Annotated in this window: 12 protein-coding genes; 7 read left to right on the forward strand and 5 right to left on the reverse strand. The window is 66.5% G+C overall.

The features are described from left to right. The first annotated feature begins 168 nt into the window (after positions 1-168). From ACGFIR_RS21550 to ACGFIR_RS21560, 3 genes are all read left to right on the forward strand, one after another. Positions 169-4,227 carry an AAA domain-containing protein gene (locus ACGFIR_RS21550; RefSeq protein ID WP_393146725.1) on the forward strand — a complete coding sequence of 1,353 codons (4,059 nt, stop codon included), beginning with the start codon at positions 169-171 and terminating at the stop codon, positions 4,225-4,227. Next, positions 4,224-5,060: a hypothetical protein gene (locus ACGFIR_RS21555; protein ID WP_393146727.1), complete on the forward strand. Its 837-nt coding sequence runs from the start codon at positions 4,224-4,226 to the stop codon at positions 5,058-5,060. The genes ACGFIR_RS21550 and ACGFIR_RS21555 overlap by 4 nt, the downstream gene beginning before the upstream one ends. A 223-nt stretch (positions 5,061-5,283) precedes the next feature. Further along, positions 5,284-7,110 (forward strand): hypothetical protein, encoded by a 1,827-nt coding sequence (locus tag ACGFIR_RS21560; RefSeq protein ID WP_393146729.1) that lies wholly within the window; start codon positions 5,284-5,286, stop codon positions 7,108-7,110. Between the two features lie 637 nt (positions 7,111-7,747). Here the strand turns inward: ACGFIR_RS21560 and ACGFIR_RS21565 are convergent. The 5 genes from ACGFIR_RS21565 to ACGFIR_RS21585 all read right to left on the reverse strand — a co-directional run bounded on the left by ACGFIR_RS21565 (position 7,748) and on the right by ACGFIR_RS21585 (position 11,650). After that, positions 7,748-8,395: a hypothetical protein gene (locus ACGFIR_RS21565; RefSeq protein WP_393146731.1), complete on the reverse strand. Its 648-nt coding sequence runs from the start codon at positions 8,393-8,395 to the stop codon at positions 7,748-7,750. A 275-nt stretch (positions 8,396-8,670) separates the two neighbouring features. After that, the gene (locus ACGFIR_RS21570; RefSeq protein WP_393146733.1) at positions 8,671-9,411 is read right to left on the reverse strand and encodes a DUF2637 domain-containing protein; all 741 of its coding nucleotides are present in this window, start codon (positions 9,409-9,411) and stop codon (positions 8,671-8,673) included. Then, a complete protein-coding gene (locus tag ACGFIR_RS21575; protein ID WP_393146734.1) occupies positions 9,408-9,800 on the reverse strand; it encodes a hypothetical protein in 393 nt (130 codons plus the stop codon). Before ACGFIR_RS21575 ends, ACGFIR_RS21570 begins: the two co-directional genes overlap by 4 nt. Before the next feature lie 483 nt (positions 9,801-10,283). Then, positions 10,284-11,507 carry a helix-turn-helix domain-containing protein gene (locus ACGFIR_RS21580; RefSeq protein ID WP_393146736.1) on the reverse strand — a complete coding sequence of 408 codons (1,224 nt, stop codon included), beginning with the start codon at positions 11,505-11,507 and terminating at the stop codon, positions 10,284-10,286. Then, positions 11,504-11,650 (reverse strand): hypothetical protein, encoded by a 147-nt coding sequence (locus ACGFIR_RS21585; RefSeq protein ID WP_393001667.1) that lies wholly within the window; start codon positions 11,648-11,650, stop codon positions 11,504-11,506. The genes ACGFIR_RS21580 and ACGFIR_RS21585 overlap by 4 nt, the downstream gene beginning before the upstream one ends. Positions 11,651-11,860: 210 nt before the next feature. On the opposite strand from ACGFIR_RS21585, the gene ACGFIR_RS21590 reads away from it, so the two are divergent. The 4 genes from ACGFIR_RS21590 (at position 11,861) to ACGFIR_RS21605 (ending at position 15,694) form a co-directional block, all read left to right on the forward strand. Further along, positions 11,861-12,709 (forward strand): helix-turn-helix domain-containing protein, encoded by an 849-nt coding sequence (locus tag ACGFIR_RS21590; RefSeq protein ID WP_393001669.1) that lies wholly within the window; start codon positions 11,861-11,863, stop codon positions 12,707-12,709. Then, positions 12,699-12,884: a DUF397 domain-containing protein gene (locus ACGFIR_RS21595; protein WP_393001671.1), complete on the forward strand. Its 186-nt coding sequence runs from the start codon at positions 12,699-12,701 to the stop codon at positions 12,882-12,884. The genes ACGFIR_RS21590 and ACGFIR_RS21595 overlap by 11 nt, the downstream gene beginning before the upstream one ends. Before the next feature lie 638 nt (positions 12,885-13,522). Next, entirely contained in the window at positions 13,523-14,767 is a 1,245-nt protein-coding gene (locus tag ACGFIR_RS21600; protein WP_393146738.1) for an H-type lectin domain-containing protein, read from the forward strand. A 351-nt stretch (positions 14,768-15,118) separates the two neighbouring features. After that, positions 15,119-15,694, forward strand: coding sequence for an SMI1/KNR4 family protein (locus ACGFIR_RS21605; protein ID WP_393146740.1), 576 nt, complete (start codon positions 15,119-15,121; stop codon positions 15,692-15,694). The last annotated feature ends 177 nt before the right edge of the window (positions 15,695-15,871 follow it).

The following is a 15,871-nucleotide window of genomic DNA, read 5'->3' on the forward strand; positions in this document are numbered from 1 at the left end:
CTCCGGGCAAGGAGGTGGAGGTTACTCAGTGGGGTCGTCCCGATGACGTCGGTGTCGGAAATCTGATGCATAGATGAACGTGTCATGCGCCCTATCCTGGAGGGCTTTGCCTCGGGCCGACGGCCCGGCGGATCAGCACTGGTGTACGTCGACTGACTTGGAGACGAGATGCTGTTGACCCAACCGGATGTGCTCCACCTCGTTCAACAGGCCGCCGGCCGATGGGCAGACCAACTGATCGACTTCGGCCCGCGCAACACGCTGCTCTACTTCAAGGAGCGACAGACCACCACCCTCGATCTCGCCGAGGCGGCTGCTGAAGTGGTCGCCGATCTGCTCCGGGGACAGAAGGTTCGCCTACGGACGCTGTTCCCGGACCAGGACCGGCACACCACCGCCTGCAACACTGCCCGCAGTCTCCGCCGGAAGCTGGTCGAGCTGGAGGAGGAGCAGGGCATCCAGGCTGGTTGGGTGACCCGCGGTCTGCTTTGCATGGTCGGTCCGTACACCCGCGGCTCCGTGCCGATGCAACCGCTGCGGGCGCCGTTGATCCTGCAGCAGCTTGCGCTGGACAGTAGGACGGCGACCGAGAACGACTTCACGCTGGAGCTATCGGAGTCACCCGAGATCAATCCCGTACTCCTGTACGCGCTGGAACGGCAGTACGGCGTGGAGGCGGACATCAGCGTCCTCGGCGAGAAGCTGAGCGCGATGCTGTCCGAGATCGCTGATCCGGACCAGCAGCTCAGTGCCGCCTACGAGCTGATCGCCGAGGCAGCCGCTCCCAGCGGCCTGTCTCTCCGGCTCGAGCCCGCAGTTGTTGCCGGCGTCTTCAGCTTCGACAAGCTCGCCATGGTCAAGGATCTGCGTAACTCGGCCGAGCTGCTGGCATCGCACCCAGTGATCGGCGCGATGGCGGGCGACCGCGACGCTCGGCAACAGTTGCGCACTGAGCCATCTCAGGGGTCCAGCTCCAGTGCCGATCGGATTGATCCGGCCAAGGAGTTCCTGGTCCACGACGCGGATTCGTCTCAGCAGTCGGCGATCGACGCGGTGCTGTCTGGCCGGCATGTGGTCATCGAGGGTCCACCCGGCACGGGTAAGAGTCAGACGATCGCGAACGTCATCGCGTACATGGCCGCGATGGGCCGCAGCGTGCTGTTCGTCTCCGAGAAGCGGGCTGCCATCGAAGCGGTGATGAACCGCCTTGGCGACGTCGGGCTCGACAACCTGGTGTTCGACCTGCACGACCGCAAGATCAGCAAGCGGCAGGTCGCCCAGCGCATCGCCAATGTCCTCACTCAAGCCGGCGCTGAACCACCCGTCGACACCGACGATCTGCACCGCCGCCTGCACAGCCGCCGGGCCGCGGCGAAACGGCACCCGGCCGAGCTGCACGAAGTACGGCAGCCCTGGGGGGTGAGTGCGTTTCAGGTCATCGAGCAGCTCCTCGCGCTTCCGACTCTCGATGTCAGCGGCTACAACCTGCGCGCCTCCGAGCTGCGAAACCTTGACCGGTCAAGGCTTGAGTCCGCGCGGGAGGACCTTCGGACCTTCGTGGATCGTGGCGGGCTGAGGATCTGGCGCGGAGAGTCGCCGTGGGCGAAGGCCGCCATCCGCACTCCAGACGATGTCGGCAGGGTGCTGGTGCATCTCGACGAACTCGCGGCCGGCGCCCTGCAGGGCGCACAGCGCCAGATCCGGAACTTGGTCGACCGCGCGGGGCTGGACGTGCCGGACGACCTCGCTGCGTGGAAGGATCTGTTCGACCTGCTCAGCGAGGTCGACCGCACCATCGCCAGCTACGGCGAGCAGGTCTTCGGCCCGGATCTGGACGATCTCGTCTACGCGACAGCACCAGGGCGATCCCGGCCGCGCCGCTCGGAGCCGCTCGGGATCTTCCGCCGGTTCCAACTGCGCCGCGAGCTGCGACGGACCTGTCCGGCCCCTCCCAAGAGCCGATCCGAGATGTATCAGGGCCTGGTCGCCGCAGTGGACCAGCGCGAGCGGTGGCGGAAGCTCAGCCGTCAGGACAGCGCACCCACTGCTCTGGCGGACGCCGACCTGTGCATGTCGTCCTTCACACAGGTGCGTAACCACCTCGCCGCGGTGGCGGCATGTGCCCGGATCGACGGCCTTGAGCGTGGAACCACGACCACTGCGGCCAACACGCTCGCCGAGTTGAACGCCGACCGCGAGACGTTGTTCCTGATGCCCGACCTGAACAAACAGCAGCAGCTGTTCCGCTCGTTGGGGCTGAGCCACATGCTCGATGACCTGGCCCACCGGCAGGTCTCAAGCGACGAGGCAGCCGACACCCTGTTGCGCTCCTGGTTGCAGGTGGTCCTCGACGAGATGCGCATGCGGGTCCCGTACCTCGGTCAGTTCGTCGGGCAGCAGCACGCCGCGGTGGTCCAGGACTTCCGCGCTGCGGACAGCCGGCACATCGAGATGGCCGCCCGGCACGTGCGCCGCAACGTGGCAGTGAACCTGCGGAAGGCCCGAGACGCCCATCCCGACCAGAACGGCCTCGTCCGGCGGGAGGCGGCCAAGAAGAGCCGGCACCTCTCTCTCCGGAAGCTGCTCAGCAGCGCACCGGAGGTGCTCCTCGCCGCGTTCCCGTGCTGGGCCATGTCACCACTGGTGGTCAGCCGCATCCTGCCGCCCGAGCGGTCGTTCGACGTGGTGATCTTTGACGAGGCGAGCCAGATCGAGCCGCACGACGCGGTCGCCTCGATCATGCGGGGCACCCAGCTCGTAGTGGCCGGCGACCCGAAGCAGCTCCCACCCACGCCGTTCTTCCGGCGCCTCGTTCAGCAGAGCCCGGCTGGCGAAGACGATGATCTCGGCGACGAGAGCCTTGAGGACTACGAGTCCGTTCTTGACGTCCTCGGCGGCCTCATCTCGGACCGGTACCGCTTGACCTGGCATTACCGCAGCCGAGACGAGCGCCTGATCGCGTTCTCGAACGTCGAGATCTACAACCGGTCCCTCGTTACGTTCCCCGGCGTGCAGGTCGACAGCCCGCTGCGCTTGGAGACGGTGGATGGCCGTGTCGCCCCTGGGCAGGGCGGCTCATCAACGGAGGAGGTCAACCGGGCGGTCGAGCTGATTCTCGAGCATGCCGAGCAGCGACCGAACGAGAGCCTCGGGGTCATCACGATGGGGCAGAAGCACGCCCTGCGGATCGAGGCGACCTTGCGCAGCCGACGCCGAGAGCATGAGCACCTCGACGACTTCTTCTCCCAGGACCGGGCCGCGAGCCAGCGGTTCTTCATCAAGAGCCTGGAGAACGTCCAAGGCGACGAGCGGGACGCCATCATCCTGAGTATCGGCTACGCCAAGACCAGAGACGGTCGACTTCCGCTGCGCTTCGGACCGCTCAACCAGGAGGGTGGTGAGCGGCGCCTCAACGTCGCGGTCACTCGAGCGCGGAGTCGGATGACCGTGGTGAGCGCCTTCTCCCACCACGACATGGACCCGAACCAGACCGCGGCAACACGGAACTGCGGACCCGAACTGCTCCGCCGCTACCTCGAGTTCGTCGACCTCGGCGGCGACCTGGGCGCGCGACAGCACACCGGGGTCGAGCTCAACGGCCTTGAACGCAGCGTCCTGAAGGCTCTCCAGCAGCAGGGCATCAACGCCGTGCCGCAGTGGGGCGTCTCCGGCTACCGCATCGACCTGGCCCTCGCCCACCCAGACCAGCCCGGCCGCATGGTCCTCGCTGTGGAGACCGACGGTCACTCGTACCACCAGGCACACAGCGCCCGGGACCGGGACCGGCTGCGCCAGCAACACCTCGAGCGCCTCGGGTGGGAGTTCCACCGCATCTGGTCGACCGACTGGTACGTGGATCCGGCAGGCCAGACAGCCCGACTCATCGCCCGCTGGAAGCAGGCGGTCGACCGCGCCAACCACGCCGCGAAGAGCCACCCCGTACCGCCGGCACGCCGGCCCGCCGAGCCATCGACGCCGCCGGCGACCCGCCGTGGCCCCCGCCCCGACGTGCCGATCGGTCTGCGGATCACCGAATACACGCGGGAACAGCTGGTACAGATCTGCACCTGGCTTGTGAGCGACCAGCTTCAGCGTGATCGGGATGAGCGCCTCCAGGAGGCCATGAGCGAACTTGGCTTCCGCAAGCGCGGCTCAATCATTCTCCAGCGCCTGACCGAAGCACTCGACATCGCGCAGCAGCGCGCCGACCGGGAGGTATCCCGATGATTGCCCTCGACCCGCTCACTCTGGAACGCGTCGCCCGCCTGATCTGCGACGTCGATGGTCCCTACGAGCGGACCGGTACGCAGGTCGAGCGGTTCCTGCACCGGGTCCGGTGGCCTGGCGATCCGCAGTACGACGGCTCTCCGCGCATCCCCTGGCTGACTGAAGTACTCAATTGCCATGCCGATGATGCCGCCGCCCTCGACCGGCTGCTCTGTCGCATCGGTGATCCGCTGGAGTACGACGGCGGCGTCGAGGCCGCCGAACCGATCGCGCAAGAGCTGAACCGCCTTCTGGCTCCCGAGCAGCTCACCATCACCTACGTCGGCGGGCGCCCCGTGCTCGGTCAGATCAGCCAGAGCAGCGACGTTCCCCTGTACGGGCCGCCGCCGGACCTCCACGAGCGAGTGCGACGACTATCCCCCAACAGCAAGGCGACCGACATCCTCATGGCGCGCGCCGACGAAGCGTCGATCTGCCAGAACAACGGAGCCTACGCACTGGCGATCATCGGCATCGGCAGCTTCGTAGAAGGCCTGCTGCACGTCGTGGTGACTGATCGCGACAAGACCGTGCGCAGGAGCGGCCTGGTCGACCGGAACGGCCGACGGGTTCGGGCCGAACGAGCGGGCCTTCACCTGCTCCTCGAGTACGCGCACCGACAGAAGTGGGTCCAGACCGACGCCAAGGACTTCATGGAGAAGGTCCGGGACTACCGCAACTTCGTGCACCCTCGTCACCAGATCGACTACGGGCTCGTGCCCGATCTGGACACGGTGCGGATGTGCTGGGCACCTGTACACGCGCTCCTCAATGACCTGGAATCCGCACCATGACCAACAGCTCATCTCGGTGATCAGCAAGCAAGCGGATTGACCTCTCCTTGTCCAGATGCCGGCCTCGACACCGCCGCTGCTACTCCAGCTTCCGAACCAAGACCAGGTGCTGGAGTAGCAGACGGAGGTCAGCGGGGCCGCATCGAGCGAGTGCGGCGACGCGTTCGGCGCAGCCCTCTCGCCTGTAACCCCTCGGGACGGCGCAATGCTCGGTTTTAGGTCTGTGTTTACGACCCACCGCGAACGGAACCATCTGCAGCCACTGGTACGGGAACAACTCGACCGCTGGATCGCGGGACCCAAGGGCTGGGATCCGTCTGCGCTTCATGAGAATCGGTGGACGACCATCGGCGACAACGTCAGGGCCCTCCTACTGCAGCACGAGGGGCAGGATGGATCGACGTCAACGCGCGTACGGATCGTCGAAACGAAGCTAGACGGGCAGTGGATCATCCAACTGACCGTACACTCGCCGAACGCGAGAGAGCGGGCGGCTTGGGCCTGGATCGACATCGAATCCCCCGACCCCGACAGCGAGGACCCACGCAGCCGCCCCCGCCTCGCAGGCACCCCCCGCTTTCTCGCCCCCATGCTCGAAATCATCGATGCCTGGGACGGTGCCGCACGCCTGACGACGCGACCAATCGTCATCCGCGGCGACGAAGTCGACGAGGTCCACCGAGCCCTCATCGACACCGACCGACGAGGTGTCGTCTTCGTCGCAGGCAACGACGACTCGCTGCCGTCAGTCCCATGGACTAACCGGATCGCCAATCTGACCCGGTTCACCAACGGCATGGCCTCGTGCTACGTGCTGGACGGGGAGGCCACACAGTTGCTCAACGACCGGCTCGGCCAGGCCCACGCCGTACTGCCCGGCCGGCTTCGTACCTATCGCTCCCAGGTGCACCCGGACTCCGTCGTCGACGGGCTGCGGCACCGGGTGCTGAGCGCCGAACGGATCGCCGACGACAACGAACAGCCCCGACTCGCGCGGGTCCTCGCCTCCAACGCCCAACTGCAGGCTCTCGAACAACCGCTACCCGCATCGGTGGCGCGGGTACACCGAATGCTGGAACGTATCGCCGACGACATGTTGGTGCACCGGCTCGGCGACGTCAGTTCGAAGCGGCCATCACTCGTTCCGTCGCAACCCCAGGCAGCGGCCGTCGAGACGCGAGAGAGTGACCGCCGGCAAGATGACGCCAGCGCGCAGCAAAGCATGTTGCTGGACTACCTGAAGATCAAGGTAGGGGTCGATGACCTGACCGTCGACCGGATCGACGAGATCGTGCGTCTGATGGAGGTCGGTCGGTCATCGCAGGAGGCGCAGAAAGACATCGCATCCCGATTCGCGCAGCTCCAGGCCGAACTCGATGAGACACAGAAGGCGTATCACGACGTCAAATGGCAGCTGGATGATGAGCAGATCGAGAACCGGGACGCGGTTGAACGCCTGACCCGGTCCGCGGAAACTGAACGGACGCTGCGCCACCGGCTCGCCTCTATGGGGCAAGCAGAGGTGGCCTGGACGGCACAGCCATCGGAAGCGGACGTCTCCCGGCCGGACAGCTTCGGTGAGTTGCTCCGTTGGCTGCCAAGACTCCAGCACGTCGTGTTCACGGGCGATCCTGACTGCGCTGAGGAACTCGACAGCAACGACCCCCTGGGCGCCTGGGCTTCGAAGACCTGGGACGCGTTGTTGGTGCTCCAGGATTATGCAGCGGCGAAGGCAGACGGGCGCTGGGCTCGAGACGTGCATGGCTTCCTGGAGAACACTCCAGATGGCTGCCACGAGTGGCCGACGCGACGACACGCCCGTGACGAGAGCGAGGAGGTCCGAACCAACCCGGCGTTCCGGAGGAAGCGGCTTCTCCCCGTACCAACCTCCGTTGTTCAAGCGGGCAGGATCTTCATGGGTGCACACTTCAAGATCGTTCAGTTCGCGATGATCAGCCCCCGCATGCACTACTACGACGACACGGCGCAGAGCGGACAGATCTATGTCGGCTACATCGGCCGGCACCTACCGACCGGGCAGACCAATTGACCCAATGGACGCGGCCAGAGCAGCAGCAACGGCAGCCACGTCCGCCTATCACGATGCCCGAAACGCACCATGCTCGGACCCGTCTACAACCGTTCGTAGGATCGCTCAGCGGGACGTTGACGTGTACATTGCGTAGATGGATTGGGCTATCATCCCTCCTTCGGCACCCAGCTCGGATGGGAACGGAGGATCGCCGCCTGTCGCACACAGACTTAATAAGCTGTCCATGTCTGCAGTCTGCGGCGTGGGCATCTCGGATGCCACCCTTGTGTCTGGCTCCAAACTGCGCGGCGCGCTTACAGTGTGCGAGGAGTGTGAGCAGAAGCGGCGCCAGCGGCTTGAGAGGCGGCGCCGTGATGAGGTTTGGCGCCGTGAGAGGATGGCTCGCGATGGCTATGTGCCGAACGCCGGCCCGGTCGGTCTGGGTAAGCGTCGGTAGAGCCCCAAGTCGCCAATGTCAACCAGCGGTGGACTTCCTGCCGCCTACCTGCAGCTTTGTATAATTGGCAGGGCTGCATCGTAATAACTATTTATCCCGCCACCGCGGTGTCATGTCGCATCGCGGAGAACGGCTGCATATCCATCCCGGTCGGCCCGCTCGAGTTGCCTGACGCGGTAGTCACTTTCGCGCTGTTGGCTATGCGGCGTTCTTGAAGATTTGCTTTTGGAGTTCGAGGTGGCGACGTAGGCCCAAGACAACATCGCCGTCAGGCGGGTGGGCCAGCTCTCGAAGATCGCTCGTCTCGACCCGATTCGCTTCGGCGAGTCTCCTCGTGTAATCGGCCACCAGTTGAACGAGCGCCTTCCATTGGCCGATTGAGAAATCAACGGTGATTCTGCCACTATCGGATTCCGCTTCGACCGCATCCAGATCCGAAACCAGGCGTTCGACGTCCTTCTCGCCGAGGCGTCCGTCGCGAGCCGCGTCCAAGTACGCACGCAGCGAGACGGTGAACCTCTGGATGCAGATCGGCATCTCCAGCTCGGCACCCTGGGGACTGCCCTGCTTCTTTACTCTCGTTGCAGCCGCCAACACCGCGACACCGACCGCCGCCACCGCCGCGACGCCCAGCCCGACAGCGGTGACCTTGGAGCTTTTCCGAACTGTCGCGGCACCCTTCGAGACCGCTCGCTGCGTCTCCGCCGAACGTAGCCCGTCCTTCAGGTGCACCAAGATGGCACCCGCATGGTTCCGCACCACACCGCCGTGCCTGGTCAGTTCACCGGCCGTGATACCCGCGAAGATGTCATCCGGCACGTCGAGCGGAACGTTGATGATGGGCACGGTTCTCCCCGGTCTCACGGATCGCGAGTGATTCGGCTACCGCGCGATCGTACGGTCCCGTGTCGACAACCGGCGATCACCAGGAGAGCGTCTGTACGGTCAACGTGTAACTCCCGATCATGGAAGTAGCACCTGATGAACGACGTCATCGTCTCTTGGAGGCGGTTGAGGAAGCCCAGCCGGTCGAGCTGAAGTAGTTGGACGCGCTGGACTGTGGGTTGATCGGGCAGGTCGTAGGCCGGGCCCCTAGCGACTGAGGCAACGGTCCCCACTAGTCAAGGACGACCTGCTTCGTCTTCCGCCTCCCCGGCCTTGGCTGCAACAACGAGGCGTCGGACATGACGTTCGGATACCCCCGCGGCCGACGCCAACTCCGGCAGGCTGGCCTGCGGGCGCTCGGCGCGCAGCCGGGCTACAACATCTACCGTTCGCTGCCCGCGCTCGGCCGTTCGCTTCCGTCGTCCAGTGCGCTGGGGCGCAGATCCTGGCACCTGACGAGTCGCCGAACCGCCGACGGCGCCAGCCTGCGCGTTCCCGACCGGAGGCAAGAGGTCCGTTAGGCGCGACTTCGATGGCACGGGCGCGGCGCCGGAGGCCAGCGGCTCTTTCTGCGGGTAAGCAGCCCTCGTCCCGCCTTGGCTGTCACGTGAGACCGGTTGCGCTCTGGTCAGCATCTCCACGACCAGCAGCAGCGCCACCGCCGGCCACGCCGCCACGATCCGCGCTCCGAGGCTTGGCTCGGCGGCGGCGATGTTCGCCGCCACGCTGGCCGCCACCCCAACGGCGAACGCCGTCCGAGCCGACCAGCGCACCCGACGACCGGCGCGCTTATCCTCGACCATGGCCGCCGACGCGACAACCAGCATCCCGTCGACCGACAGCGGCAGCACATAGGCGACCTCGGGACGCTCCCCGAACCTCAACGCCACGGCGACCATGTGACTCCACGACGACCAGGCAGCGATCCCGGCCACCGCCACCGTGCTCACGTCTCGGGCAAGCCGGGTCGGCGTCATCGAACCACCCCCAGCCCGAAACGTCGCTCGATGGCCCGGACCTCGACGGGACCCACGGACGGACGTCCGCCGATGTCCAGCCGCGTCTGGACATCAGCCCATCGCCGCCACCGTCGGCCGACGTCGCTCGCGCCGCGGCCGGTCGCTCTCACGATGTCCGGTAGGTCCGCGCCCGCCCGCAGGGCAGCGTGGATCATCGAGGGTTGCCAGCGAGTCCACCAAAACACCATCGCACCAGACAACGCCAGCTCCGCCAGGACATCATCGAGTCCGGATCCCGGCGTCCGAGCGACGGCATGGTCGGGAAGATTGAGAAGGAGTTGGAACGGGTTGATCTCTTCCGCATCGGCGAATCGCACCGGTGGATCGGTCGGTCGGGCCGGGTTCATCGGGCACCCTCCGATGCCCGTGAGCTGGGCAAACGGAGGGGTAGCGGGTCACCAGCGATCGTGGCGGTGTGGTTCGCATGGTGGTACCTCCGGCCCACCATACAGAAACCCTGGTCAGCCAGGATGACGGCGCGAACCTCGGGCAGGAGCGAGCATGCCCGGCCGAGGAGACCGCACACCGCGAGGGTGCGTGAATAGCCAACGGCCAGGCACAATTCGGCGGTGACGATCATGATCACGCTACCGGGACCTGTTCGCCAACATCCGCGCACGCCCCAGGATGTGGCTCATCCGAGATGACTTCGCCAGCGTCGTGGCCTTCATCGAAGGGCGCAACCAAGCAAACGCAGGGACTTTGCTGACCGGCTTCCAACCATGGCTGGTGGTGCTGGATGTGCCCAGGATCCGGTGCAGGTCGGGGTCCGAGTGGATCTCGGCGGTGTGCCGCCATTCAGTAAGCAGCTGAGACGCCGCTGCACCAGGTCAGCTCAGGCCGATGGTGGCGGCGAGGCGGGTCACGTCGGCGGCGGGAGAGCCGGCGCGGAGCACTGCGGTCAGCGCGACTCGGGCGGCGGGGCGCAGCCGGATCTCGGCGGGGGCGATGGCGTCGGCGGCGACCAGGGCGCGGCCGGCGGCGCCGGGGTCGCCGAGGTCGAGGTGGGCGCGGGTGATGTCGATCAGGTGAGCGGCCCGGTGCTCGGCGGGGAGCAGGTGCCAGGCGTCGTCACCGGTGGCCTCCCGGTGGATGGTGACGGCCTGGCGATGGTCGCCGAGGTGCATGGCGATCAGGGCACGGGCGAGTTCGACGGTGATCGGGCTGAACCCGATGCCGTCGAGGTCAGCGTGGTGCCGCCCGTCGTGGGCGGCGGCGAGGTGAGCCGTACGCCCGATGAGGTCGCCGGCGGCGACGGCGTCCGCGCACGCGGCGGCGGCGAGGGCGGCCTCGGTCAGCAGGGTTCCCGCCAGGGCGGGCCCGCCTGCCGGGCAGTCGGGGGACCGGGCCAGGTCGAGATGGTGTACGGCGGTGCGGGTGGCGGTCATCGCCAGCCGGCCCCGCCGCAGGGCCCGGAGCGCCTGTGCGAGGGAGACCGCCGCGAGGCCGGCACGGCGTGGGTCGCCGGCGGCGGCGCTCATCGCCCGGTCGGCGGCCAGCCAGGCCAGGTCGGCCTCGCCGAGCTTGACGAGCACCTGGGCGGCGAGCCGGTACACCCGTACCAGCAGGTCGGCGGCGGGCGCGTTCCCCGACTGCGGGTGGCAGGCCCGGCGGCTGCCGTCGAGCAGGTCGGGCAGCATCCGCGACACCTGGGGGTGATGGCCGTTGCGGTACGCCGTCCACGCGTACCCTGCCTGGTGGTCAAGATCCTGCACTGACGGCGGCTGGCCGTCGCTGCCGGCGCCGGGGAAGTCGTAGCGGGCCAGCGCCGCCCGTACCTCATCCACGGCGCCGCCGGTGTCGGCGCCGGCTGCCCGCCGGACCGTGCCGGCGAGCAGGACGCCCGGGGCGACGCCGAGGGCCCCGGCGACCGTCTCGATCACCGAAAGTCGATCGAGGGTACGCACGCCGCGCTCCACCTTGTCCACCCAACTCTTCGACCTGCGGATCCGGTCGGCGAAGACCTGCTGGCTCATTCCCCGACGGGCCCGCAGCTGTGCCACCCGCCGCCCGATCGGCAGCTCGTTGCCGTTGCGCCGTTCCGGCCCGGTCACCACTCCCGCTCCACCGGCCGCATCGCCTCGGTCGACTCCCCGCAGCGCGGACACCACCGGGACTTGACCTTGAACGCGACGAGCCCGAGCAGGAAGCCCGGCATCAGACCACCGAACACGATGGACAGCACTTCGGAGATCACCAGGACCTCGCTTTCTGACGAGGTGGAAGGCGGGACCGGGCCGCGCCCGTAGCCCACAACCGGCCATGCGAGCTGTGAGAGCGGTTGGTTGCGTACGGTAATCACTCTGCCGCATCAAGTGATGCTGGGCAAGCTCCGTGATGGGCGAGTGTCGGATTCACATGTGAGTCGGGACAACGGATCCCAGGCGGGCTGACGCAGAATCAGGGCATGCCTCGATTCACGCCCGCGACACCGCGATCGCGCCGACTCGGCCGGGAGCTGCGCAAGCTTCGTGAAGCAAGGGGACTGACCGGCGAGGGGACGGCGGAGGTCGTCCGTTGCTCGCCGTCACGGATCAGTCGGATCGAGTCGGGCGAGATCAAGCCTCGCGTCGGTGACGTCATGGAGCTACTTGTCGCGTATGGCGTCAAGATTGACGAGGAGCCTGGCACCTCGCTGCTGGAGCAGGCACGTGGCCTGCGCGAGGAGGGCTGGTGGCAGCGCGTCGGCGGCAAGTACGCGACCTACATCGCGTACGAGACCGAGGCCGTCGAACTCAGGAACTTCGAGCCGATGCTGGTGCCCGGTCTACTTCAGACCGAGCGCTACGCGCGCGAGGTCAACGTCATCGGCCGGGAGGATGACCCGGAAACGGTCGACCAGCGGGTCGCCGCCCGGATCACCCGGCAGGAGGTGCTGCGCCGGCAGCCGAGACCGCTGCGGATGCACGCCATCCTGTCCGAGGCGTCCCTGCGGACGGAGGTCGGCGGCCCGGACGTGCTGCGCGAGCAGCTCGACCACCTGGTCACGCTGAGTCGGCTGCCTAACGTCACTATCCAGGTGCTGCGCTTCGAAGCTGGGGCGCACTTGGCAGACAGCAGCGGCTTTGCGCTGCTCAGCTTCGAGCGCGACGAGCCGCCCCTGGGCTACATCGAGACCCTGGCGGGCGAGCTGTTCCTCGAGTCGAGCCGTGATCTGGCACGGTTGTCGGCGGCGTACGACAATCTGACGATGCTGGCGATGTCGCCGGCCGAGTCGATCAAGTTCATCAGGGAGTTGAGCGCGGATGGAGCGTAACGTCTGGCGCAAGTCGAGCCGTTCCGGCAGCAACGGCCAGTGCGTGGAGGTGCGCGACCGGGGCGCTCGGGTGGACGTCCGCGACTCGAAGGCCCCGGCAGCCGGGACGCTGACCTTCGAACCGGCAGCGTGGGACGCCTTTGTAGGCAGCCTTAAGGCGGACAGCCACCTGTGAAATGAAGGAAGCGGGCGCCGGACGTCACTGATCGAGGAGGTTCCCACTGCGAGGCTAACGACCTCGTGCACAGTTGCGAATCCTTGAACATCGATGATCGTCGTCTGTGCCACGGCTGGCGCTGCGATCATGATGAACCCTCGAATGACAGGCTTGTCTCGGTAGGTGATTACGGGCCTGGTCGCGGAACTGGCGCCACGGTTCTTCGCACGCCGACACCTGATCCCTCTCCATTAGTTGGAGCGGAGGTGGCCGCCTGTCACGGCCCTGGATAGCGCCATCGGCGGCCACCGGCCAGTCCCGAGGTGGGCACATTGTGCGTACATTGCGAGCACATTATCGCTGACTACCTTGACCAGGCTGGCGTGGTCCACAAAGAATTCAGCTCGCCTACCCTCATAGCGGGCATCTTCGTCGAAGGGTTGACCGGCTTCACAGAGGGCCAGCAGGTGAGAAGATCGGAGCTGAAATCAGTGGAGAAATTTAGCCGTCGGGCTGCCATCGGAGCGGGGACTGCTGCCGTCACTCTTGTTGCCACCGGCGGGTCCGCAGCGAAGCGCGGCATCCTATAAGGACAGCGAACCCGCCCGATCTGTCAGCCATTCGTACAGCACTCTCGTTGAAGGAGGTCATTCCGCATGCCTGAGCGTCGCGACTGGTCGCGAAGAAATGCGCTGCGGCTCGGCGCCGGGGGCGTGCTCGCTGCCGCCGTTGGAGCCGCACCATTATCGATCGCGACTTCACCTGCACTCGGCGCAACCGCGGCCGCCGCCGCAGGGCCGTTCAATCCCATCAACATCTTCACCACTCCCGCGTACGTGAACGACCTCGATACGCCACTCGGCACCGTTTCACAGTGCGCGGTCAAGGATACGTCGACCGGAGACTGGTATGTCTCCGAACCGACGGCTGCACCGGCGGGGACGCCGTCGGATTGCATCGTCTCGCGACACCGAGCCGACGGGACACTGGTGAGTTCGATGCGACTCACACAGGCTGGTCACGGCACGTCGTTCGCCCTGCAACACGACGGGGCGACCCTCTACGTCTGGCTCGCGTGGACACGCACCGGCGGCTCGCAGCTCGTGCGCATCCCGTATGCGGCCGGCGCGACACGACCATTCAGCGACGCACAGGTGATCAACAAGTTCTCGACGATGTACACGATCCCCGCTATCGACGAGTACAACGACCTTATGACGTTCCGGGGGAACCGGACCGGCTTCGCCGGCGACGTCCTCGTCAAGCGACGGCTTTCCGAGGTCACCGCCGGTATCGACAACATTCTTGCGGGTCCGATCGATGTCCCGTGGGAGTTTCCCAACAATCCTGGCTTCCAGGGATTCTGCGACTATGGCGACACATTTTTCATGCTGTACGGCGCTTCCGACGGATCCAACAACGTTCTCAAGGAGTTCCGTTGGTCTGACGGCACGCTCGCGCGCCCCCCGAGGGATATCAGCGCCGTTGGCGGCGCGACCGCGTACCACGAACCCGAGGGAATAAGCCTCTTCCGCGACGCCACTGGGCGTGCGACCCTCACCCTCGGAATCGTCGACAAGGTCAATGGTGCATTCCGGAGGCGGCTTTTCTCATGGACGGAGTCAGGAGACGTAATGAACCAGGACATCCAGACCGGCAAGCGCGTCGTGCAGGTCGGCTCGAGCACCGATCCCGTGGAAACGCCGGTGGCTTTCAAGACGCCGTTCGACTCGCCTCCCGTCGTGCTCGTGTCGCAGTCGTCCGGCGCCAACTCGTTCTATCACGTGGGCGCCAAGTACGTGACTCAGAACGGCTTCACGTTGATTGTGAACAAGTCCGGCCCGACCGGTGCGACAGCGATTCGTGCGGAGTGGGCGGCACTGCCGAACACTGGTGGCTGAGAGAGCGTTTCGCGTGTCTGTCAGTCGGGCGTGTTGAAGGTTCGGCGTTGTTAGCGGTGGCAGGGCCGCCTCAAGTGAGGCGGCCGAGCATGCCGGCGCAGGCCAGGGTCCGCTCCACCACCCGGCGGCGGGCGCACCACGAACCCCTGCCGGTCGGCCGGTCACGGTGGCGGGCCTGCCACCGTGGCGCCAGCCGTGGCACAAACAACGATCATCGATGCCCAAGGATTCGCAACTGTGCACGAGGTCGTAAGGGACGTCTCGTAACTCGATGGTCGGTTCATGGCGGACCGCGATCGGATCTTGGCATCGATCGCGAAGCCGAGTCCGGAAAACTCCTAGGCTGGCCGGATGCACCCCCTCATCGCACGACTCGACCGGTGGCTCCAGGCCAACCGGCCCACTTACCACGCGAGCTTGCAACCCGGTGCATCCTCTGACGTCATCGACGAGATCGCGCGCCGTGCCGGCGGCGAACTTCCCGCCCTGCTGCGGGAGCTGCTGACCTGGCGGGACGGCCAGCCCGACGACAGCGACGACCACCTGGAGCACCTGTGGTCGTTGATGTCCGCCCGGACCATTCTCGACACCCTCGACGACATGGCCTGGCTGGTCGAGAACGACGACTTCGCCGGTCTGTGGGGCGACGGCTGGGTTCCGTTCCTGGGCAACATCTACGGCGACCATCTGTGCGTCGACACCGCCGGCGGTCCCGGCGGCGCACCCGGGCAGATCATCGAGTTCAAGGCCGAGGACCATCACCGTTACATCCGTTACCCCAGCCTCGAGGCATGGCTGGAGACCCTTGTCTCCGCCTTCGAGGCCGGTCTGTCCGGCGACGATTCCAACCCGGACGATCGGGAGGCGTACGAGGCGTTCGTCGCGCGACGCCATCCTGGATATCCCATCGCGAGAGCGATGACGTAGCAGACGCAGCATGATCACGTGTGGTTCTCATGCGATGGCGGACCCCACGTCCAGCCTGACGAAGGCGATGAGTGTCGTGCCGGACCCGTCGGTCAGAACCTGGGCGGTGGCGAGCTGGATGGCGTCGAGATTCGTTGGGTGAGCCGCCCGGCGCGACCCGCCGTCCTGTGAGGGCGG

This window comes from Micromonospora sp. NPDC049051 (assembly GCF_043197575.1).
Lineage (GTDB): Bacteria > Actinomycetota > Actinomycetes > Mycobacteriales > Micromonosporaceae > Micromonospora.

Coding starts and splice junctions, on each gene's coding strand:
- ACGFIR_RS21595 (WP_393001671.1), top strand. CDS start 12,699: ATGGAGCGTAACGTCTGGCGCAAGTCGAGCCGTTCCGGCAGCAACGGC.
- ACGFIR_RS21590 (WP_393001669.1), top strand. CDS start 11,861: ATGCCTCGATTCACGCCCGCGACACCGCGATCGCGCCGACTCGGCCGG.
- ACGFIR_RS21570 (WP_393146733.1), bottom strand. CDS start 9,411: ATGACGCCGACCCGGCTTGCCCGAGACGTGAGCACGGTGGCGGTGGCC.
- ACGFIR_RS21575 (WP_393146734.1), bottom strand. CDS start 9,800: ATGAACCCGGCCCGACCGACCGATCCACCGGTGCGATTCGCCGATGCG.
- ACGFIR_RS21550 (WP_393146725.1), top strand. CDS start 169: ATGCTGTTGACCCAACCGGATGTGCTCCACCTCGTTCAACAGGCCGCC.
- ACGFIR_RS21555 (WP_393146727.1), top strand. CDS start 4,224: ATGATTGCCCTCGACCCGCTCACTCTGGAACGCGTCGCCCGCCTGATC.
- ACGFIR_RS21605 (WP_393146740.1), top strand. CDS start 15,119: ATGCACCCCCTCATCGCACGACTCGACCGGTGGCTCCAGGCCAACCGG.
- ACGFIR_RS21600 (WP_393146738.1), top strand. CDS start 13,523: ATGCCTGAGCGTCGCGACTGGTCGCGAAGAAATGCGCTGCGGCTCGGC.